17 protein-coding genes are annotated in these 20,998 nt (G+C 73.5%); 6 read left to right on the forward strand and 11 right to left on the reverse strand.

What is annotated here, in order from left to right; translation table 11 throughout:
• Positions 1 to 3: 3 nt before the first annotated feature.
• The 5 genes from treS to AC3A5R_RS02715 are packed head-to-tail and all read left to right on the forward strand — an operon-like array spanning position 4 to position 7,628.
• Positions 4 to 1,710, forward strand: coding sequence for a maltose alpha-D-glucosyltransferase (gene treS, locus AC3A5R_RS02695; RefSeq protein WP_487619231.1), 1,707 nt, complete (start codon positions 4 to 6; stop codon positions 1,708 to 1,710).
• Positions 1,710 to 3,137 carry a maltokinase N-terminal cap-like domain-containing protein gene (locus tag AC3A5R_RS02700; protein WP_487619232.1) on the forward strand — a complete coding sequence of 476 codons (1,428 nt, stop codon included), beginning with the start codon at positions 1,710 to 1,712 and terminating at the stop codon, positions 3,135 to 3,137. The genes treS and AC3A5R_RS02700 overlap by 1 nt, the downstream gene beginning before the upstream one ends.
• Complete coding sequence (glgB, locus tag AC3A5R_RS02705) at positions 3,134 to 5,446, forward strand: 1,4-alpha-glucan branching protein GlgB (RefSeq protein ID WP_487619233.1); 2,313 nt, start codon at positions 3,134 to 3,136, stop codon at positions 5,444 to 5,446. Before AC3A5R_RS02700 ends, glgB begins: the two co-directional genes overlap by 4 nt.
• Complete coding sequence (pgm, locus tag AC3A5R_RS02710) at positions 5,443 to 7,089, forward strand: phosphoglucomutase (alpha-D-glucose-1,6-bisphosphate-dependent) (RefSeq protein WP_487619234.1); 1,647 nt, start codon at positions 5,443 to 5,445, stop codon at positions 7,087 to 7,089. The genes glgB and pgm overlap by 4 nt, the downstream gene beginning before the upstream one ends.
• The gene (locus AC3A5R_RS02715) at positions 7,086 to 7,628 is read left to right on the forward strand and encodes a hypothetical protein (RefSeq protein ID WP_487619235.1); all 543 of its coding nucleotides are present in this window, start codon (positions 7,086 to 7,088) and stop codon (positions 7,626 to 7,628) included. Before pgm ends, AC3A5R_RS02715 begins: the two co-directional genes overlap by 4 nt.
• A 138-nt stretch (positions 7,629 to 7,766) precedes the next feature.
• Here the strand turns inward: AC3A5R_RS02715 and AC3A5R_RS02720 are convergent, their stop codons facing one another.
• The 10 genes from AC3A5R_RS02720 to AC3A5R_RS02765 form a co-directional block, all read right to left on the reverse strand.
• Positions 7,767 to 8,726: a co-chaperone YbbN gene (locus AC3A5R_RS02720; protein WP_487619236.1), complete on the reverse strand. Its 960-nt coding sequence runs from the start codon at positions 8,724 to 8,726 to the stop codon at positions 7,767 to 7,769.
• Between the two features lie 14 nt (positions 8,727 to 8,740).
• Positions 8,741 to 9,733: a DUF8094 domain-containing protein gene (locus AC3A5R_RS02725; protein ID WP_487619237.1), complete on the reverse strand. Its 993-nt coding sequence runs from the start codon at positions 9,731 to 9,733 to the stop codon at positions 8,741 to 8,743.
• Positions 9,734 to 9,966: 233 nt separating this feature from the next.
• Positions 9,967 to 10,923, reverse strand: a complete 957-nt coding sequence (locus AC3A5R_RS02730; RefSeq protein WP_487619238.1) for an ABC transporter ATP-binding protein — start codon at positions 10,921 to 10,923, stop codon at positions 9,967 to 9,969.
• Complete coding sequence (locus AC3A5R_RS02735) at positions 10,920 to 14,054, reverse strand: hypothetical protein (RefSeq protein WP_487619239.1); 3,135 nt, start codon at positions 14,052 to 14,054, stop codon at positions 10,920 to 10,922. Before AC3A5R_RS02735 ends, AC3A5R_RS02730 begins: the two co-directional genes overlap by 4 nt.
• Positions 14,051 to 14,776: an ABC transporter ATP-binding protein gene (locus AC3A5R_RS02740; RefSeq protein WP_487619240.1), complete on the reverse strand. Its 726-nt coding sequence runs from the start codon at positions 14,774 to 14,776 to the stop codon at positions 14,051 to 14,053. Before AC3A5R_RS02740 ends, AC3A5R_RS02735 begins: the two co-directional genes overlap by 4 nt.
• A 122-nt stretch (positions 14,777 to 14,898) precedes the next feature.
• Positions 14,899 to 15,498, reverse strand: coding sequence for an N-acetyltransferase family protein (locus AC3A5R_RS02745; RefSeq protein ID WP_487619241.1), 600 nt, complete (start codon positions 15,496 to 15,498; stop codon positions 14,899 to 14,901).
• A complete protein-coding gene (locus AC3A5R_RS02750; RefSeq protein ID WP_487619242.1) occupies positions 15,440 to 15,751 on the reverse strand; it encodes a thiamine-binding protein in 312 nt (103 codons plus the stop codon). Before AC3A5R_RS02750 ends, AC3A5R_RS02745 begins: the two co-directional genes overlap by 59 nt.
• Positions 15,752 to 15,800: 49 nt before the next feature.
• Positions 15,801 to 16,808, reverse strand: coding sequence for an N-acetyltransferase family protein (locus AC3A5R_RS02755; protein WP_487619243.1), 1,008 nt, complete (start codon positions 16,806 to 16,808; stop codon positions 15,801 to 15,803).
• A gap of 79 nt (positions 16,809 to 16,887) precedes the next feature.
• Entirely contained in the window at positions 16,888 to 17,856 is a 969-nt protein-coding gene (gene meaB, locus AC3A5R_RS02760) for a methylmalonyl Co-A mutase-associated GTPase MeaB (protein WP_487619244.1), read from the reverse strand.
• Between the two features lie 37 nt (positions 17,857 to 17,893).
• Entirely contained in the window at positions 17,894 to 19,099 is a 1,206-nt protein-coding gene (locus AC3A5R_RS02765; protein ID WP_487619245.1) for an acetyl-CoA C-acetyltransferase, read from the reverse strand.
• 148 nt (positions 19,100 to 19,247) lie between these two features.
• On the opposite strand from AC3A5R_RS02765, the gene mce reads away from it, so the two are divergent.
• Positions 19,248 to 19,691, forward strand: a complete 444-nt coding sequence (gene mce, locus AC3A5R_RS02770; protein WP_487619246.1) for a methylmalonyl-CoA epimerase — start codon at positions 19,248 to 19,250, stop codon at positions 19,689 to 19,691.
• A 15-nt stretch (positions 19,692 to 19,706) separates the two neighbouring features.
• Here mce and AC3A5R_RS02775 read toward each other — a convergent pair whose 3' ends face one another.
• Entirely contained in the window at positions 19,707 to 20,951 is a 1,245-nt protein-coding gene (locus AC3A5R_RS02775; RefSeq protein WP_487619247.1) for a glycoside hydrolase family 15, read from the reverse strand.
• Positions 20,952 to 20,998 lie beyond the last annotated feature (47 nt).

A 20,998-nucleotide genomic window follows, 5' to 3' on the forward strand; every position in this document is an offset into this window, starting at 1 on the left:
CACATGCAGGGACTCAACCTCTCCCAGCCGGGGCTGAAGCACGACCCGCAGTGGTTTCGCAAAGCGGTCTTCTACGAGGTGCTCGTGCGCGCCTTCGCCGACAGCAAGGGCGTCGGCGCCGGCGACTTCACCGGGCTGATCCAGCGTCTCGACTACCTCCAGTGGCTCGGTGTCGACTGTCTCTGGCTGCCGCCCTTCTACGCCTCGCCACTGCGCGACGGCGGCTACGACATCGCCGACTACAAGGCCGTGCTGCCGGAGTTCGGGACGCTGCCGGAGTTCACCGAGCTCGTGTCCCAGGCGCACGCCCGTGGCATCCGCATCGTCACCGACCTCGTCATGAACCACACGAGCGACCAGCACCCGTGGTTCCAGGCCAGTCGCGCCGAGCCCGACGGGCCGTACGGCGACTACTACGTGTGGTCCGACACCGACGAGGGCTACGACGACGCCCGCATCATCTTCGTCGACACCGAGGTGTCGAACTGGACCTTCGACCCGATCCGGCGGCAGTTCTTCTGGCACCGGTTCTTCAGCCACCAGCCCGACCTCAACTTCGAGAACGAGGCCGTGCAGGAGGCGATGTTCGACGTCGTGCGGTTCTGGATGGACCTCGGCATCGACGGCTTCCGTCTCGACGCCGTGCCCTACCTCTTCGAGGAGGAGGGCACCAACTGCGAGAACCTGCCGAAGACGCACGAGTTCCTCGCCAAGCTGCGCACGATGGTGGACACCGAGTACCCGGGCCGCATCCTGCTCGCCGAGGCCAACCAGCCGCCGGCCGAGGTCGTCGACTACTTCGGCACCGACGAGTCGCCCGAGTGCCAGATGTGCTTCCACTTCCCGGTCATGCCGCGGCTCTACTACTCGCTGCGCGAGGAGAAGGCCCAGCCGATCATCGACGTGCTCGCCGACACGCCCGCCATCCCGTCGGGGACGCAGTGGGGCACGTTCCTGCGCAACCACGACGAGCTGACGCTCGAGATGGTGACGCCCGAGGAGCGCGCCGCGATGTACGGCTGGTACGCGCCCGACCCGCGGATGCGGGCCAACGTCGGCATCCGGCGCCGCCTCGCTCCCCTGCTCGACAACAGCCGCCCCGAGATCGAGCTGATCCACGCCCTCGTGCTCTCGCTGCCGGGCTCGCCGTGCCTCTACTACGGCGACGAGATCGGCATGGGCGACAACATCTGGCTCACCGACCGCGACGCGGTGCGCACCCCGATGCAGTGGACCCCCGACCGCAACGCGGGCTTCTCGACCGTCGACCCGGGCAAGCTCTACCTGCCGGTCATCAGCAGCCTCGTGTACCACTACAACAACGTCAACGTCGAGGCGCAGATGGCGTCCTCGTCCTCGTTGCTGCACTGGGTGCGCGGGATGCTCCAGGTGCGCAGCCGGCACCCGGTCTTCGGCCTCGGCGACTTCACCGTCGTGCCGGCCGACAACGACCACATCCTCGCCTACACCCGCTCGATGGACGCCGACGGCGACCAGGCCCCCGAGGCGGTGCTCTGCGTCAACAACCTGAGCAGCCGCCCCCAGGCGGCGACGATCCAGCTGCCCGAGCACTTCTCGGGCCGGGTGCTCGTCGACCTCTTCGGCGGCAGCGGGTTCCCGTGGGTGGCCGCCGACGGACGCGTGACGCTCACCCTCGGCTCGCGCGACTTCTTCTGGCTCCAGCTGCGCGGACAGGAGGACAACCGCTGATGGCCGTCGTCCACAAGGGAGCCACGATCACCCCGACGAAGATCGAGATGGTCACCGAGTGGATGCCGCGGCAGCGCTGGTACCACGGCAAGGGCCACCTGCCGCAGCTGAGGCGCGTCGGCGGGTTCCGGTTCGAGGACCCGGCCGGCGAGGTGGGCGTCGAGACGCTCCTGCTCGCCGACGAGGCCGTGGCGCCCGCCGTCGTCTACCAGGTTCCGCTGACCTACCGGGGCGCGCCGCTCGAGGGTGCCGAGCACGCCCTGCTCGGCACGATGGAGCACAGCGTCCTCGGCACCCGATGGGTCTACGACGGCCCGCACGACCCGGTGTACGTCTCCGAGCTGGTCCGCACCGTCCTCGAGTCGGACGTCTCCGACGACGCGCACGCGTCGGTCGGCAGCAACGCCCGCGCCACCGGCTCGGCCACGGGCCAGGCGGCCGGCAGCGTCACGTCGTCCGCGGTCCTCACCGGCGAGCAGTCGAACACCTCGGTCATCTGCCGGATGGGCGCCGAGGGTGGCGGCCCGGCCGAGCCGCTCATCGTCAAGGTCTTCCGCACCGTGCAGGACGGCGACAACCCCGACGTCGTCGTGCAGTCGGCCCTGACCCAGGAGGGGTCGGACCGCGTACCCGTCGCCTACGGCAACCTCCACGGCGCGTGGGACGCTCCGGCCGGCGGCGGCGTCGAGCACGGCCACCTCGCCTTCGCGCAGGAGTTCATCCCCGGGGTCGAGGACGCCTGGCGGGTGGCCCTCGTGGCCGCCGCGGCCGGCACCGACTTCTCGACCCGCGCCCGCGACCTCGGCGTCGTCACGGCACAGATCCACGTCGCGCTCGCGCACGCCCTCGGCACCACCGAGGTGACCCCGCAGGCCCGCGAGGCGCTCGTCGCCTCGATGCGCCAGCGCTGCGCGGCGGCGGTCACGCTCGTGCCCGACCTCGCCTCCCGTGTCGACGCCGTCGAGCGCGTGGCCACCTCGGTGCGTGACGTGGAATGGCCTGCGCTGCAACGGATCCACGGCGACTACCACCTCGGTCAGGTGCTCGACGTGCCCGAGCGCGGCTGGGTCGCCCTCGACTTCGAGGGCGAGCCCCTGCGCCCGCTGTCCGAACGCGTCGCCCCCGACCTCACCCAGCGCGACGTCGCCGGGATGCTGCGCTCGTTCGACTACGCGGCCGGCTCGGTCGCGCTCGCCGACGCCCCCGTCGACGCCACGGCGTGGGCATCCGCGTGCCGCACCGCCTTCCTCGAGGGGTACGCGTCGGTCGCCGGTGAACCGGCCCCTGACGCCAGCGCGCTCGTGCGCGCGCTCGAGCTCGACAAGGCGCTCTACGAGGTGGTCTACGAGGCGCGCAACCGGCCGACGTGGCTGCCGATCCCGCTCGGCGCCGTCGAGCGGCTCACCAGCGAGGAGGCCACCCCGTGACCACCGGCCCGACCCACCCCACCAGCTCCCCCACCCTCGACCACCACGCCATCGACGCGTTCCTGCACGGGCGCAACGGCCAGCCGCACGACCTGCTCGGCCACCACGTGGGCCCGGGGGGCCTGACCATCACGGCCTTCCGCCCGTTCGCGACGCGCGTCGCGGCCCGGCTCGACTCCGGCGACCGCGTCGAGCTGCAGCACGTGCGCGACGGCCTGTGGTCGATGACCTCCCCCGACTTCGGCACGACGCACGACTACCGACTCCTCGTCGAGTACGGCGACGGCGTCGAGCACGAGCAGGACGACCCCTACCGGTTCGCCCCCACGCTCGGCGAGATGGACCGGCACCTCGTCAACGAGGGCCGCCACGAGCAGCTGTGGAAGGTCCTCGGCTCGCACGTGCGTCACTACGCCGGCCCGCTCGGCGACGTGTGGGGCGTCTCGTTCGCGCTGTGGGCCCCGCGGGCCAAGGCCGTCCACGTCATCGGCGACTTCAACGGCTGGGACCGCCGCACCCACCCGATGCGCGCTCTCGGCGAGAGCGGCATCTGGGAGCTGTTCATCCCCGGCGCGCAGGAGGGCATGAACTACCAGTTCGCCGTGCGCGGCCCCGACGAGCTCGTCCGGCTCAAGAGCGACCCCATGGCCCGGATGACCGAGGTGGCCCCCAAGCAGGCGGCGATCGTCACCGAGACGCACTACGGCTGGGGCGACGGCGAGTGGATGGAGGCGCGCCGAACCCGCAACTCCCACGAGGGGCCGATGAGCATCTACGAGGTGCACCTCGGCTCCTGGCGCCAGGGAGAGGGCTACCGCGGCCTGGCCGAGCACCTCGTCAACTACGTGCGCGACCTCGGCTTCACCCACGTCGAGTTCCTCCCCGTCATGGAGCACCCGTACGTGCCGTCGTGGGGCTACCACGTCACCGGCTACTACGCGCCGAGCTCGCGCTGGGGCACTCCCGACGACTTCCGCCACCTCGTCGACGAGCTGCACAAGGCGGGCATCGGGGTCATCCTCGACTGGGTGCCGGGGCACTTCGCCACCGACGAGTGGGCCCTGGCCCGGTTCGACGGCCTGCCGCTCTACGAGCACCCCGACCCGCGCCGCGGCTGGCACCCCGAGTGGGGCTCCAACATCTTCGACTACGGCCGCCCCGAGGTGCGCAACTTCCTCGTCGCCAACGCCCTCTACTGGCTCGAGGAGTTCCACGCCGACGGCGTGCGCGTCGACGGCGTCGCCTCGATGCTCTACCTCGACTACGCCCGCGACGCCGGCGCGTGGGAGCCGAACAAGGACGGTGGCCGCGAGAACCTCGAGGCCGTCGAGCTGCTCAAGGAGACGAACGCCACCGCGTACAAGCGCGAGGGCGGGATCGTCACCATCGCCGAGGAGTCGACGACGTGGCCGGGCGTCACGCGCCCGACCAACCACGGCGGCCTCGGGTTCGGCTTCAAGTGGAACATGGGCTGGATGAACGACTCGCTCAAGTACCTGGGGCAGGACCCGATCTACCGCAAGTACGAGCACGGCAAGCTGACCTTCTCGCTCATGTACGCCTTCGACGAGAACTTCGTCCTGCCGATCAGCCACGACGAGGTCGTCCACGGCAAGGGCTCGCTGCTGCGCAAGTCGAGCGGCCCGCGCGAGGAGCAGGTGGCGACGCTGCGCGCCTTCCTCGCCTACCTCTGGTGCCACCCGGGCAAGCAGCTGCTCTTCATGGGCTGCGAGTTCGGCCAGGAGTCGGAGTGGTCGGAGGGGCGCAGCCTCGACTGGTGGCTGCTCGAGCAGCCGCTGCACTACCGCGTCCACAACCTCGTCAAGGACCTCAACGGCATCTACCGGCACCATCGCGCCCTCTGGGAGCTCGACAACGACCCGTCCGGGTTCGAGTGGCTCGAGGCCGACGACGCCGACCACAACACGTTCTCGTGGCTGCGGTTCGGTCGCGGCGACCGCGGCACCGACGCACCGGCCATCGCGTGCGTCATGAACTTCAGCGGCGAGACCCAGCCGTACTACCGCCTCGGTCTGCCGCGCGGCGGCCGGTGGGAGGTCGTCCTCGACACCGCCGGCTACCACCCGGACGCCCCGAGCAGCGCCGGCATGGTCATCGACGCGGCGGCCGAGCCGTGGAACGACCAGCCGTTCTCGGCCGCGATCACCGTGCCCCGGTTCTCCACCGTGTGGCTCGTCCCGGTTGCGGAGCCCGCGGCCGCCCCGGTTGCCGGCGCCGCGTCGGCTCAGACGCTTCCGGCCGGCGGGACCGGCGCCGACCGTCCGACGACGAACGGAGACCTCTCATGAACCACCCGCGCGCGGGCCAGCCGGCCCGCCCCGAGGACCTCGTCGACGTCGACGCGCTCGTCGCCGCGTACTACGACCGCCACCCGGACGTCGACGACCCCGACCAGCAGGTCGCGTTCGGCACGTCGGGCCACCGCGGCTCGAGCCTGCGCACCGCGTTCAACGAGGACCACATCCTCGCCACCACCCAGGCCATCGTCGACTACCGCGCCTCGCAGGGCTTCGACGGCCCGCTCTTCATCGGCCGCGACACCCACGGCCTGTCCGAGCCGGCCTGGCGCTCGGCCCTCGAGGTGCTCGTCGCCAACGGGGTGACGGTGCTCGTCGACGACCGCGACGGCTACACCCCGACGCCGGCGGTGTCGCACGCGATCCTCAGGGCCAACCGCGGGAAGGCAACGGGTGCAAGAGGTCTGGCGGACGGCATCGTCGTCACGCCGTCGCACAACCCGCCGGCCGACGGCGGCTTCAAGTACAACCCGCCACACGGCGGACCTGCCGACACCGACGCCACGTCGGTCATCGCCACGCGCGCCAACGACCTCATCCGCGGCGGCCTGCGCGACGTGGAGCGGGTGGCGTTCGAGAAGGCCCGGGGCGAGGCCGGCGCCTACGACTTCCTCGGCACGTACGTCGACGACCTCCCCTCGGTGCTCGACCTCGCCCGCATCCGCGAGGCCGGCGTGCGCATCGGCGCCGACCCGCTCGGGGGCGCATCGGTCGGCTACTGGGGCGAGATCGCCGAGCGGCACGGCCTCGACCTCACCGTCGTCAACCCCCGCGTCGACCCGCAGTGGGCGTTCATGACGCTCGACTGGGACGGCAAGATCCGGATGGACTGCAGCTCCCCGTCGGCGATGGCCTCGCTCATCGGCGCCAAGGACGACTACGACATCTCCACCGGCAACGACGCCGACGCCGACCGCCACGGCATCGTGACACCCGACGCCGGCCTCATGAACCCCAACCACTACCTCGCCGTCGCGATCCGCTACCTCTACGGCGGCGCGCGCCCGGGCTGGGGCGAGGGCACCGCCATCGGCAAGACGCTCGTGTCCTCCTCGATGATCGACCGCGTCGCCGGTGAGCTCGGCCGCACGCTGCTCGAGGTCCCGGTCGGCTTCAAGTGGTTCGTGCCCGGACTCCTCGACGGGTCGGTCGGCTTCGGCGGCGAGGAGTCCGCAGGCGCGAGCTTCCTGCGCACCGACGGCTCCGTGTGGTCCACCGACAAGGACGGCATCCTGCTCGCCCTGCTCGCCTCGGAGATCCTCGCCGTGACCGGCCGGACGCCGAGCCAGCACTATGCCGAGCTCACCGAGCGCTTCGGCTCACCGGCGTACGCGCGCATCGACGCGGCGGCGAATCGTGACGAGAAGGCCAAGCTCGCGGCCCTCTCCCCCGACGACGTGAGCGCGGAGTCGCTTGCCGGAGAGGCGATCACGGGCAAACTGACCTCCGCCCCGGGCAACGGCGCGAAGATCGGTGGGCTCAAGGTCACCACCGAGAGCGCCTGGTTCGCCGCGCGCCCGTCCGGGACCGAGGACGTCTACAAGATCTACGCCGAGTCGTTCAAGGGCGCCGAGCACCTCGCGCAGGTCCAGGCCGAGGCCAAGGACGTCGTGTCGGCGGCGCTCGGCGGATGACCGACCCGATCCACCCGACGGACGCCCCCGGCCCGGCCGACCGGACCGACGTGTCCGACTCCCCCACCGCGCCCGGACGCCTCGTCCTCGTGACGGGCGCCGACGCGTCGGGGCTCGGGCGGCTGGCCCGCGCGGTCAGCGAGCGGCTCGGCGGCGCGCTCGTCGTCGACGGACAGGCGCTCGACGACATGCTCGTCGGCGGCACGTCCGCGCCGCTCGCGCCCACCGGCGTCGCGCTGGTGCGCCGCCAGCTGTTGCGGTGGTCGGCCGGGCTGGCCCTCGCCGAGGCCTACCTCATCGAGGGTCACGACGTCGTCGTCGCCGACCGGGTCGAGGGCGAGCGGCTGGAGGACTACCTCGACCTCGCGGCGCCGCAGCCGGTGCACCTCGTCGTCGTCGGAGCCGGCATCGACCCGTCGACCCCCGGCTGGGGGCTGTGGGTGACGACACCGCCCGAGACCGGTGACGAGGACGCTCTCGCCGGCACCGCGGCCGAGGTCGTGGAGCGTCTCGCCGAGTCGCTCGTCGAGACCGCCTGACGATCGAGAGAGCACTCCGTCACCTGGCGATCGAGAGAGCACTCCGTCACCTGACGATCGAGAGAGCACTCCGTCACCCGACGATCGAGAGAGCAGTTCGTGCGCCCGTGGGGACGAACTGCTCTTTCGATCGGGTGGTCAGAAGAGGGCGCTCATGAGGGCCTTGCGGGCCCGCACCACACGCTCGTCGGACGTGCCGACCACCTCGAAGAGCTCGACGAGGTGCTCGCGGGCCTGGTTGCGCTCGGCGTCCGTCGTGACGCGCACCGTGTCGATGAGCCGCACGAAGGCGTCCTCCACGTGGCCCCCGAGCACGTCGAGGTCCGCGACGAGGATCTGCGCGTCGACGTCGGTGGGCGCCGCGGCGGCCGCGGCACGCGCCTGCTGGAGATCGGCGCCCCGCGTGCGCTGGAGCAGGCCGACCTGGGCCAGGCCGATCTTGGCGTCGGTGTCGGCGGGGCTCTGGGCGAGCGCCTCGCGGTAGGCGTCGGCGGCGGTGTCGAGGTCGTCGGCCTCGATGGCGTCGAACGCCTTCTGGTGCAGGGGCGGCAGCGGCGGCTCCTCCGGGGCCTCGCCCTGCGCGCCGTCGCCGTCCGGCCCGGTGGCGTCGGCGCCCGGGACGGTGCCGGTGACGCCGTGCTGGGCCGCGAGCGCGAGCACCTGGTCGATGACCGCGACGACCTGCGCCTCGGGCTGGACGCCCTCGAAGAGCGGCACCGGCTGGCCGGCGACGAACGCGAAGCTCACCGGCACGGCCTGCACCTGGAAGGCCTGCAGGATGCCGGGGTTGGCGTCGACGTCGACGGTGGCGAGCTGGAAGCGGCCGGCGTAGCGGCGGGCCACCGTCTCGAGCGTCGCGACGAAGTCGGCCGACTCCTGCAGGCGCGGCGACCACAGGACCATGACGACGGGGTGGCTGGTGCTCGCCCCGACGAGGTCACGGATCGAGGCGTCAGTGCCCTCGACGACGACGCCGGCAGCGTCCGTCGAGGTGGAGCCCGCGGCGGAGCCGGGGCCAGCCGGCTGGGCCGGACGCTTGAGCGACGAGAGGTCGACGGCACCGCGCAGTGCCGCTGCGGTGAATGGCTGCTGGCTCATGGATCAATCCTGCCTCACCGCCCCGTGCCGTTGACGAGCTGGTCCGCCGCGGCCACGACGCGGGCCTGGCCGGAGGCCGGGATGACGAAGGCGACGATCTCGTTGGAGGTCAGGTCGGCCTCGGTCGTGATCTGCTTGATGCCGGTCAGCAGGGTGAGGTCCTTGGCCGGCTTGAGCTTCATCGGCGTGCGCATCGCGATGGCGTCGTGCCGCACGAGCTCGGCGAAGACGATGGCGCCCTGGCCGTCCTTGAGGCGCAGCCCGCCGATGATCCCCTTCGGCTCGTGCTTCTGGCTGAAGGAGCCCTGGTTGTTCAGGGCCTGCGACTGGGCCGTGGCGGACTGGCGCAGCTGCTCGGTCAGGGGGTCGTCGGCGAGGACCTTGGTGGCCACCGGCGAGGGGTACTGCACGGCGCCGGCGAAGGCGGAGACGACGTCGTCGGGCTTGGCGGCCAGGCCCTTGCCGTCGGCGACCGCGGCGGAGCCGTTGCCGGTGTCGTCGAGCGCGTCGAGCTTGGCGTCGGGGAGCATCGGGGTGACGGCGGCGGCCTTGAAGGGCCCACCGGGGCTGTCGGCCACGAGGAGGACGAGCACCGCGGCGCCCGTCTTCTTCAGCGTCGTCTGGGCCAGGATCTGCACCGGCTTGTCGCCCTCGCGGGAGATGCCGAGCACCTTGGCGCCGCTCGTGGACAGCTCGGCCTCGGCCTTCTCGGCGGCGGTACGGCCACCGAGGGTCTTGGCGTAGGCGTTGGCCGACTCCAGTGCCGCGCCGGTGAACGCCTTGCCGCGGGCAGCGGCGCCACCGGCAGAGGCGTCGAGCAGCGAGGACGCGACGGCCGACACGGCGCCGCTCGTCGTCGTACCGGCGGCGTCGGCGGCGACCGCGGGAGTCTCGGAGGCACCGGAGCCGTCGCTGCCGTCGTCGGCGTTTCCGGTGCACGCGGACAGCATCGCGACGGAGGCCAGGGCAGCGGCCAGGACGCGGCGACGGGTCGCGGGGCGGGGCATGGAGAGACCTTTCGGGACTCGGGAAGACCGGTTCACCGGCGTGCACCACCGGCGCCGAGGGGCAGCGCGGGGGACGTCGGGCGGCCGCCACGGGGCACGGCCAGCGTCAAGTTACGCACGAGTCATCGCGATACCACAAATCGAGTCCGACGCCCGCCGAGGACATACTCGGACAGTCGGGACGCCACGGTCGGCCTCGTGCCGCACGACCCCACCGACGCCTGTCAGACGGCTCACGTCGCGACCGTGCCGGGGCCCTCTCCGTCCTCGGCCTCACCGGGCAGCGGCGCGTCGGCCGGCAGCAGCAGCCAGGCGCGACCGTCATGGTGCAGCCGCACGAGCGACCCGGGCGGGAACTCGTCGAGGGCGGCCCCGGCGAGCGGCAGGGAGCCGTCGGCCGACACGACCGCGAACTCCTCCCCCTGCCGGCCCTCCGCCCCGACGCGTCCGTCCCGGATCGTCACGGTGCGCGGCAACGCGGCCGCGACGTCGGGGTCGTGGGTGACGACGACGACCGTCGAGCCGACACGGCCGTTGACGTCGTGCAGGGCGCGGAGCACCCGGTCCCGTGCGGCGTGGTCGAGCTGGCTCGTCGGCTCGTCCACGAGCAGCAGCCCGGGCTCGCAGGCGACACCGACGGCGATGGCGACGAGCTGCGCCTGGCCCGGCGTCAGGGTCGACACCTCGCGGTCGGCGAGGTCGCCGATGCCGAGGGGGTCGAGCACGTCCTCGACGGTGGGAAGTCTCCGGGCCAGGCGTCGCGCGGGCGCCTGAGCCACCTCGACGTTCTGCCGCGGCGTCAGGTAGGGCACGAGGTTGCGTGCGGCGCCCTGCAGGACGAGGCCGATCTGCCCTGCGCGCAGGTCGTCGAGGGCCGAGGGCGAGAGCGAGCGCAGGTCGTGGCCGCCGACGAGCGCTGTTCCCGCGCTCGGTGCCGTGAGGCCGCCGAAGACGGTGAGCAGCGTCGACTTGCCGGCACCTGACGGCCCCAGCAGGCCGACCATCTCGCCCGCACCGACGTGCAGGTCGACGCCGGAGAGCGCCGCGACGTCGTGGCCCTCGGACCGGTAGATGACGACGAGGCCACGGGTGGTCACCGGCAGCCCACGGCCGGCCGACCCGCCGGAGCCGTCGCCGCCCGCGTCGGGGGCCGACGGTGTCCGGTCGAGCTCCTGGTCCAGTGCGGTCACGGCTGCTCCCTCACACGCGAGACGACGGCGCGGCCGGCCAGCCACAGCCCCAGGACGAGCCCGACGGCGACGAGCCACACCATCGTCACGCCCGCCGAGAGGGCCATCGCCCCCACGGCCGGACGGACGTCGGGCACGTAAACCTCGGACGGGGTCGTGAAGAACGGCACGAGCCTGAGCGCGAGCCGTGCCCCGGCGACTCCGCACGCCGAGCCGACGACGACGGCCACGACGATGACGGCCACCTGCTCGGCGACGCCGACGCGTCGGAGCGTGCGTCCGCCGACTCCGGCCAGCCGCAGCGCCGCGAGGTCGCGCGAGCGCGACCGCCACGACGTCACGCCCACGAGGACGAGCACGAGCGCGCCCATGAGCAGGGCGATGACGCCGACGACGAGCGCGAGGCGCAGGGACCAGGCCGACGCCGACCGGTCGAACGCGTCGAGCACCTCGGCCCGGTCGGTCCGCTCCCGCACCGAGATCCCGGAGCGGGCCAGGGCGCTGGTCACCTCGCCGACGCGCGCCTCGTCGGCCACGAGCACATCGAGGGACCCGCTCGCGTAGAGCCGGCTGGCGCGGGCTGCCAGGGCGTCGTAGTCGACGAGCGCCACGTTGGTGAAGCCGCCCGGCACGACGCGCACCCGGCCCTTCTCCGCGACGGTCACCGCGGTCCCGACGAACCCGCTGACCGAGGTCACCTCGGGCGTGGCGCCGCGCGTGGCGGGGGCGACGACGACGGGCAGGGCGGCCGGCGTCGTCGAGGCCGTGACGATCCCACCGGACGACGCGAAGCGGATGCGTGCCACGGCCGGTTCGGACTTCGTGGTGGTCACGTAGGAGAACCCGGGGCTCTCGGCCGACAGCCGGTCCAGGGAGTAGGGGGTGCCGTAGGAGGACCAGGTCAGTCGGCCGAGCTCGACCGGGGGCGCACCCGGAGCGGCGACCCGGGCGACGGTGACCTCGCCGGCGAGGAGGCGTGTCTCGTCCGGCGCCCGGTCGATGCTGATGCCGACGAGGGTGCAGGAGCGCGGGGCGCACGGCACGGCGGCCGTGAGCGTCGTGGTGCCCGACGGCCTGAAGGGCACCGCACCGAGCGGCACGGACACGGACCCGCCGTCGGCGTCCTGCAGCTCGAGCCGCAGCGGCAGGAGGTCGGGCGCCGTCGGCGTCGGGTTGAGGCCGGTCAGCACGCGCTGGATCTGCACGTCCGACACCTGGACGGCGACCCGGCGCCCGGTGAGCTCGGCCGAGCTGAGGTCGGATGCCAGGACCGACGACCAGTCGACGGCCGGCCCGGAGCCGGCGCCGATGGGCAGCGCGACCCGGGCCATCGCCCGCGGCACGACGGCCATCGTCGCGACGGCGTCGGAGCTGCCGGGCTGCAGGTGCGCCACGGGGGCCACCCACGTCGCCCCGGGGTCGAGGCGCTGCAGCAGCGCTCGCAGCTGGCGGGGGTCCTTGGAGTCGGTCTGGAGCACGACCTGCGCGCCGGTCTCGAGCGCGGCGCGCTCGGCGCGGTTGCGCTGCCCGGCGAGGTACGCGTCCGTCGCGAAGACGAGCAGCGCCGACGCGACCGTGACGATGGCGACGACGCGACGCACGCCCGGTCGACGGGCCACCTGCAGCGCGGTGACGCCGGCGGCGACGTGCCCGCGCCGCAGCGCCAGGTGCCCGAGACCGGCGGCGACCGGGACGAGGAGCATCGCGAGGAGCAGCCCGACGGCGAGCGCGAGCAGCGCCGGCGTCGCCAGCACGACGGGTCCGGACACCGACCCGGTGACGATGGTGACCACGCCGGCGGCGGCGACGGTGACGACCACCGCGTCGACGAGCCCGACCGCGAACGCGCCCTGGCGCGGGGGCACCCGGCGCAGCAGCGAGGGAATGGGCTCGCGGAGCGGTCCGCGGGCCGCGACCAGGACGGTGAGGATGCCGACGAGGAGAGCCGCGACGGCGGCCACGACCGCCCCGAGCGGGACGTCGAGCGCCCCACCACCCGGCAGCCAGACGCGCGACACGAGCACGTCGAGGACGCCGGCGACCACGACACCGAGGGGCACGCCGACCGCGACGAGGCCACCGAGCTCCGCGAGCAGCATCCGCCTCGCGCCACGGATGCCGTGGCCGCGCAGGCGCACCAGGGCGATCTCGGGACGGCGCTGCTCCACCGCCGCCGACGCCGCGAGTCCGAGGACGACGGCCGCGAGGAGGGCCAGCTGGCCGAGGAGCAGCGGCACGAGGACGGACGCCTGGGCCTGGCCCCGCACGACGGTCCGGGCGAGGTCGTCGAGGGCCGTCGTGATGGTCGGTCCGCCCGAATCGCCCTGAGGACGGGCCTTCTCCGCCGTCAGGGCCGCGGAGACAGCCGGCAGGTCGTCCACCCCGAGGGTCGGGCGGTCGAGGGCGCTCGTCACCGTCAGGGTCGAGCCTGCGGTGAACGTGGCGAAGAACGCCGGGGCGACGACCGGCGCGTCGACCTGCGGGGTCGAGCCGAGCCCGGCGACGACGCGCGTGCCGGCGCGCCCGGTGAGCCGCGTGCCGAACCAGTAGGCATCGTCGCGCACCTGCTCATAGGTTCCGACGATCCGAGCCGTGTCGTGGACCCGGGCGTCGGAGACCTGCCCTCCCGGCGAGGAGGCGAAGCCGACGCGGTCGCCGACCTTCCACCCCTCGAACCGGGCCTCCGCGGCGGACACGAGCACCTCGGTCTCCGCCGTGGGGCAGCGTCCGCTCACCAGCGTCAGGCGCAGACAGCCGGCGGCCGGTGCGTAGGCGGTGACGAGGACGCCGCCCCCACCACGCCGCGTGGACATCGACATCGTCACCTGTCCGGAGACGATGGACGTCGGCGGCCGCAGGAAGGGGCGCACCTGCTCCGGGATCCGAGAGAGCACAGCCGGCGTCGACGGTGCGAACGTGCCGTCGGTCACCTGCTCCAGGGCGATGCCGGTGGACATGATGCTGGCCCGGTCGAGGGCGTCGTGCAGGAGGGCGTGCTCGAGCGACCGGGCGTAGAGCGGGCCGAGGACCGCACTCGCGGTGACGAGCGAGGACAGCAGCACGAGGGCCAGGGCCTGGCCGCGGCGGTGACGCGCCGCGGACCAGGCGACGGCGAGACGACCGGCGCTCATCGGGCCCTCACCACGTGGCCCTCGTCGAGGTGGACCTCGGCGGCGGCCTGCGCGGCGGCCTCCGGGTCGTGGGTCGCCATGAGGACGGTGCAGCCGGCGCCGGCGAGGTCGTGGAGCAGCACGAGGACGCGTTCGCGGTTGACGTGGTCGAGCTCGGAGGTCGGCTCGTCGGCGAGGAGCACCGCGGGGCGGGACGCGAGCGCCCGCGCGACGGCGACGCGCTGCTGCTGTCCGCCGCTCAGCTCCTCGATGAGGTGTCCGCCGGACTCCTCGAGGCCGACGGCGGTGAGCGCCTGGGACACCCGCTGTGCGGCCTCGCCCGGGCCGACGCCCGCATCGAGCAGCGGGACGACGCAGTTCTCCCAGGCCGTCAGCACCGACGCCAGCCCGTTGCCCTGGGGCACGAGGCCGATGCCGAGCGCCAGCGTGGCGGCGCGCCCGCCGGCCGGACGCACCGTGGCGTCGCCGACGCGGACCGTGCCCTCGACCGTCGCGCCGGTGAGCGCTCCGGCGACCGACCAGAGCAGCGTCGACTTGCCGGCCCCGGAGGGTCCGGTCACCGCCGTCACGACACCCGGCCGGGCCACGAGGTCGAGCCCTTCGAGCGCCCGGCGTTGCCCGAAGCGCACGCCCAGGCCCTCCACCGCGACCGTCGGGGAGGGTCGGTACGCCGCGGCGCCGTGTCCCCCCGCGACCAGACCCACGTCGGTCCCTGTCCCCACTGCCGTCCCCTTCCGGCTCGGTGTCCGCGGGCGAGTGTGCACCCGTGGGCCGGCGCGTGGCGCAAGGGAGCCCGCGCAGGCCGGGATCGTGACCGCATCGTCACCAACGGTCTCAGGACGAGTCAGGAGACGGTGCGGCGCACCATCCGGATCTCCGTGGTGCCCGTCGGCTCGTGCTCGCAGCGGCCGCCCTCGTCGGCGAAGCCCCGGCGCTCGTAGAAGGCAAGCGCCCGGGCGTTGCCCTCGACGACCCACAGCGACGCGTCGCGGTCCCCGACGAGGCGGTCGACGAGGGCGTCGGCGACGCCGGTCCCCCGCGCACGAGCGGCCAGGTTGACGGCGTAGAGCTCCCACGGCGTCGGGGCGTCGTCGTCGCGGCTCGGTCCGGCGCTCGCGAACCCGGCGATTCGTCCAGCGGGGTCGTGCACGACGAGCGTGCCGCCCTGGGCCGGCGGGGCGGCCGCGATCGTGCGCCAGCGGGCGGCGCAGCTCTCGTCGCTGAGGCCTGCGAGGTAGTCGGCCGGCATGATGCCGGCGTAGGCCTCGCGCCAGACGGCCATGTGGACGCGCCCGAGCTCGTCGCAGTCGGCAGGCGCGAGCGACGCGAGGCGCCAGCCGTCCGGCAGTGCCCGGCCGGGGACGGCCCGCGCGGGGCCGACGATGTCAGCCGTCCTGGCGCTCGAGCGCGGCCTCGAGCCGCTCGAGCTTGCCGTCGAGCTCACCGGTGAACCCGGGCCGGATGTCGGCCTTGAGCACGAGACCGACCCGCGGCGAGACCTCGGCTATGACGTCGCAGCAGCGCTTGACGAGGGCCATGCACTCGTCCCAGTCCCCCTCCACGGTCGTGAACATCGCGTCGGTGCGGTGCGGCAGGCCGGACTCGCGCACGAGGCGGATGGCCGAGGCGACGGCCTCGCTGACGGAACCGGTGTCGTCGGCGGCGACGGAGGGCGCGACGGAGAAGGCGATCAGCATGCGCCCACCGTAGGCTGCGGGGTCGTGGTGCTGCAGGCGGGGCCCGCGCTCAGAGGTCCTTGCGCATGGAGAGGGCCTCCTCGGTGATGCGGAAGCCGAGGTCGACGTTGATCCGCACCATCCACGGGTTCTGCTCGTCGTTCATCGTCTGCACCCGGGTGCGCTCGGGGAACGTCTCGGCGAGCAGGTCGAGGTTGGCAACCTTGACGGCCATGCCGAGCCGGTGCCCGCGGTGCTCGGGCAGCACGAGCGTGCCCCACTGGTGCACGACGTCGGGGTCGGTCGGCGGGACGTTGAGGTCGGTGTAGGCGGCGACGACGCCGGTGCCGCGGTGCACGGCCACGGCCGTGAGCAGCGTGTCGCCGACGTGGGCGTGGTGGTCGAGCATCGTCTGGTAGTCCTCGACGGTCTGCGACTCCGGCTCGAAGTCGACGTCGCCGGTCGGGGCGTCGAGGATGAGCCGGTTCGAGGCGTCACAGACGCCCTGGCGCAGCTCCTCCGGGACGCCGCCGGTGAAGACCTTCACCTCGTAGGCGTCGCCCATCGCGTCGGCGGCGCGCTCGCGCTCGCGCGTCAGGAGGTCGGCGTCGATCGGCAGGGGCAGCGACCGGACGATCTCGGTGCTCGCGACGCGGTATCCCCGGCGTTCGGCGAAGGCCCGATCGGGGTGGGACTCGCGGTCGCCCTGCGGCACGTAGACCTCGGCGAGCAGCATGGAGCGCTCGCCGGCGCGGGCCTGCGTCTCGCTCCAGTCGAGCAGCGCGCTGCCGTAGCCGCTGCGCCGGTGCTCGGGGTCGATGCGCAGCTCGGTCCAGCACTTGTCGAGGTTGTCGCGCTCGGGGAAGTACAGCTGCGACCAGCCGACGGGCGCCCCGTCGACGACGACCACGGCCGACTCCATGCGCTCACCCGGGAAGTCGAAGCGCAGCCAGGCGGCGAACTCCTCGGCCGTGCGCTGCACCGGATGCGCGCGCGACACGGCATCGACGCGGGTGGCGATGCCGTACAGCTCCTTGACCATGACGTCGTCGTCGCGGTCGAGCGGGATGATGTCCATGACTCGACGGTGACACCGCCGGGGCCACCGCCACAACGGAATTACGGTCGACGCCGGGGCCGGCCCCGCGCGTCGGCGCTCAGTCGTCGAGGTGGGCCACGAGCCGGTCGGCGGCGGCGTACGGGTCGAGGCGTCCGGCCACGACGTCCTGGGCGAGGGAGGCGAGGTCGGCCCGGCCGCCGAGCTGGGCGAAACGGGAGCGCAGCTGCGCCAGGGCGATGGCCTGCACCTCGTCGGCGGCGCGGCGCTCGCGGCGGCGGCCGAGCTCGCCGGACTCCTCGATGAAGGCCCGGTGCTTGTCGAGCGCCTCCATGACCTCGTCGATGCCGATCCCTTGTGCCGCAACGGTCTTCACGACAGGAGGACGCCACAGCCCCGGCTCCGTACGGTCGCCGAGCGAGATCATGTGTCGCAGGTCGCGGACCGTCGCGTCGGCGCCGTCGCGGTCGGCCTTGTTGACGACGAACACGTCGCCGATCTCGAGGATGCCGGCCTTGGCCGCCTGGATGCCGTCGCCCATGCCGGGGGCCAGCAGCACGATCGACGTGTCGGCGAGGCCCGCGATCTCGACCTCCGACTGGCCGACCCCGACCGTCTCGACGAGCACGACGTCGCAGCCCGCGGCGTCGAGCACCCGGATCGCCTGCGGCGTGGCCCACGAGAGGCCGCCGAGGTGGCCACGGGAGGCCATCGAGCGGATGTAGACCTCGGGGTCGAGGGCGTGGTCCTGCATCCGGACGCGGTCACCGAGCAGGGCACCGCCGGAGAACGGCGAGCTGGGGTCGACGGCGAGGACGCCGACGCGCAGGCCTCGCTCGCGGAAGGCCCCGACGAGCGCCGTGGTCGAGGTCGACTTGCCGACGCCGGGCGATCCGGTGAGGCCGATGACCCATGCGTTGCCCGTGTGCGGGGCCAGCGCGGCCATCACCTCGCGCAGTGCCTCGTGGCGGTCCTCGACGAGCGAGATGAGGCGTGCGACGGCACGCGGCGACCCCGCCCGGGCAGACTCGACCAGGGCGGGGACGTCGACGGTGCGGCGTGGGCTCACTTGGGGCGCAGGCAAGCTCGTCGGCGACGAGTGGGGCTCAGGCCGACTTCGGCACACGGACGATGAGGGCGTCGCCCTGACCGCCGCCGCCGCAGAGCGCGGCCGCGCCGACGCCACCGCCACGCCGCTTGAGCTCGAGCGCGAGGTGGAGGGCGATGCGGGCGCCCGACATGCCGATCGGGTGGCCCAGGGCGATGGCGCCGCCGTTGACGTTGACCTTCTCGACGTCGATGCCGAGCTCCTTGGCCGAGGCCAGGCCGACGGCCGCGAAGGCCTCGTTGATCTCGACGAGGTCGAGGTCGGCGGGCGTGATGCCCTCCTTCTCGCAGGCGCGGGCGATGGCGCGGGCCGGCTGCTGCTGGAGCGTCGAGTCTGGGCCGGCGACGACGCCGTGGGCGCCGATCTCGGCGATCCACGTCAGGCCGAGCTCCTCGGCCCTGGCCCGGCTCATGACGACGACCGCGGCTGCGCCGTCGGAGATCTGCGAGGCCGAGCCGGCCGTGATGGTGCCGTCCTTGCTGAAGGCGGGCCGCAGCCCGGACAGCGAGGCGGCCGTCGTGTCGGCGCGGATGCCCTCGTCGCTCTTGAACTCGATCGGGTCGCCCTTGCGCTGCGGGATGCTCACCGCGACGACCTCGTCCTCGAAGAGGCCGTCCTTCCACGCCTTGGCCGCGAGCTGGTGGCTGCGCGCCGAGAACTCGTCCTGCTCCTCGCGGGTGAAGGCCTGCGAGCCGGTGTTGGCCTGCTCGGTGAGCAGACCCATCGCCTGGTCGGTGAAGGCGTCCCAGAGGCCGTCGAAGGCCATGTGGTCGCGCATCGTCACGTCGCCGTACTTGTAGCCCTCGCGCGACTTCGTCATGAGGTGCGGCGCGTTGGTCATCGACTCCTGGCCACCGGCGACGACGACGTCGAACTCGCCGGCGCGGATCAGCTGGTCGGCCATGGCGATGGCGTTGATTCCCGAGAGGCAGACCTTGTTGATGGTCAGGGCCGGCACGGTCATCGGGATGCCGGCGGCGTGGGCGGCCTGGCGGGCCGGGATCTGGCCGGCGCCGGCCTGCAGCACCTGGCCCATGATGACGTACTCGACCTGCTCGGGCGCCACGCCCGACTTCTCGAGGGCGCCCTTGATCGCGATGCCGCCGAGGTCGGCCCCGGAGAAGTCCTTGAGCGACCCGAGCAGCCGGCCCATGGGGGTCCGGGCTCCGGCGACGATCACCGAGGTGGGGCGGTCAGAAGTCATGGGAAGTGCCTCTCCAACGTCATCGGGGGATGTCTGGCGGATGTCCCGGCCACTCTAGTCTCGGCTGCTGGACACCCCGAGCCGACCATGACCAAGCGCACACGCGCGCCGGCTTCTGCCCCGGCGCCGGCGGTCCTACGTTGGTCGCATGAGCACGCTGACCGGTCCCCTGTTCACGCACATCGACCACGTCGGCATCGCGGTGCCCGACCTCGACGCCGCCATCGCGTTCTACCGCGACACCTACGGCATGGCCCTCCTCCACGAGGAGACGAACGAGGAGCAGGGCGTGCGCGAGGCGATGATGGGCGTCGGCGAGTCCGGCTCGTGCATCCAGCTGCTCGCCCCGCTCTCGCCCGAGTCGACGATCGCGAAGTTCCTCGACCGCAGTGGCCCGGGCATCCAGCAGCTCGCCTACCGCGTCGGCGACATCGACGCCGTCTGCGCGACGCTGCGCGAGCGCGGCCTGCGCCTGCTCTACGACGCCCCGAAGCGCGGCACGAGCGACAGCCGCGTCAACTTCATCCACCCCAAGGACGCCGGTGGCGTCCTCGTCGAGCTCGTCGAGCCGGCGGCGTCGGTCGCCCACTGACCCGTCGGCCGCCGGTCAGCTCGCCGGCAGGTCGGCGCGGCGGGCCTCGAGCTCGTGCTCGGTGAGCACGACGAGCGCCGCGGTCCACGCGAGCGGCGCCGGGCCGGCCGGACGCCCGTCGGGCAGCACCTTCTCCGGCAGGCTCCCCCAGGTCGTGCAGTGCTCTTCGAGCCAGCCCATCCAGCGCTCCGCCAGCTCGACGCGTCCCGACGCGGCAGCCGTGTAGCCCACGAGGGCGGTCTCCGGCGTCCACGACACCCCGTCGGACTTCCACGCTGCTCCGGGCGCCAGCCCGCCGGCCTCGCGGAGTGCGAGCACGGGGTAGCGCTCCCACGCGCGGACGGCCGCTGCGTCGTCGAGCGCCGTGAAGGGCGGCATGAGCACGGCGACGGCGGCATCGAGGCCGCCCGAGGAGCCGTGCCGCTCGTACGTGGGCCCGAAGGTCGTCCGCACGAGGACGCGCAGGCGTCGGGCGGCCGCGGCGCATCGGCCGGAGGCGGCTGAGTTCCCCTCCACCGCAAGGCTCCTCGCCGCCGCCTCGAGCCCGGCCGCGAGCGGTGCGGCCGTACCCAGCGTCACGTCCCGCTCGGGAACCTCCCAGTAGTCGGGCGTCGCGTCGGGCAGGCGGTGGCCGTCGCGGGTCTGGTCGAGGGCGAACTGCACGGCCCGGTCGCGCAGGGTGCGCAGCTCGGTCGGTAGCACGCGGGCCCCCGTGGCCGTGCGCGTGGCCTCGAGGCCCCACAGCACCCAGCCGGCGCCGTCGGTCTGGCGCGGCCGGTCGTCCGGCGGACCGGAGCCGTCGAGGCGGTAGCGCGCCTCGAAACCCCCGTCGGGACGCTGGACCCGGGCGAGGAAGCGCCACACCCGCCACGCGTCGTCGTCGTGCCCCGACACGGCGAACGCGGCGGCCACGAACGCGCTGTCGCGCGGCCACGCGTAGGCCCACGGGGCGTCGGGCCCGGCGGCCACGGCCCCGGACTCGCCCGTGAGGCCGTGCAGGTCGGCCAGCGCCCCGAGCACGAGACGACGACGGCCGGGGTCGAGCGGGGCCCGGCCCCGGGCCAGCCAGACGAAGTCCTCGACGGGACGCAGGAGGTGCCCGCCCAGGCCAGCGGGCGCGAACGGGGCCCGGTCGCGCCACTCCGCGCCGTTGCGCAGCGTGGGCAGGGGCTGCGGTCCGACGACGTGGGGCAGCGCGAGCCCGAGCGCGAGCACTGCCGCCGCCGTCACCCCGGCCGCCGTCGTCGCCCGCCGTCGCATCGTCGCCCCCTTCCGTGGCGCCGACAGTGTGGCAGAGCACGAGGGCC

This window comes from Intrasporangium sp. Soil_C_50 (genome assembly GCF_057656595.1).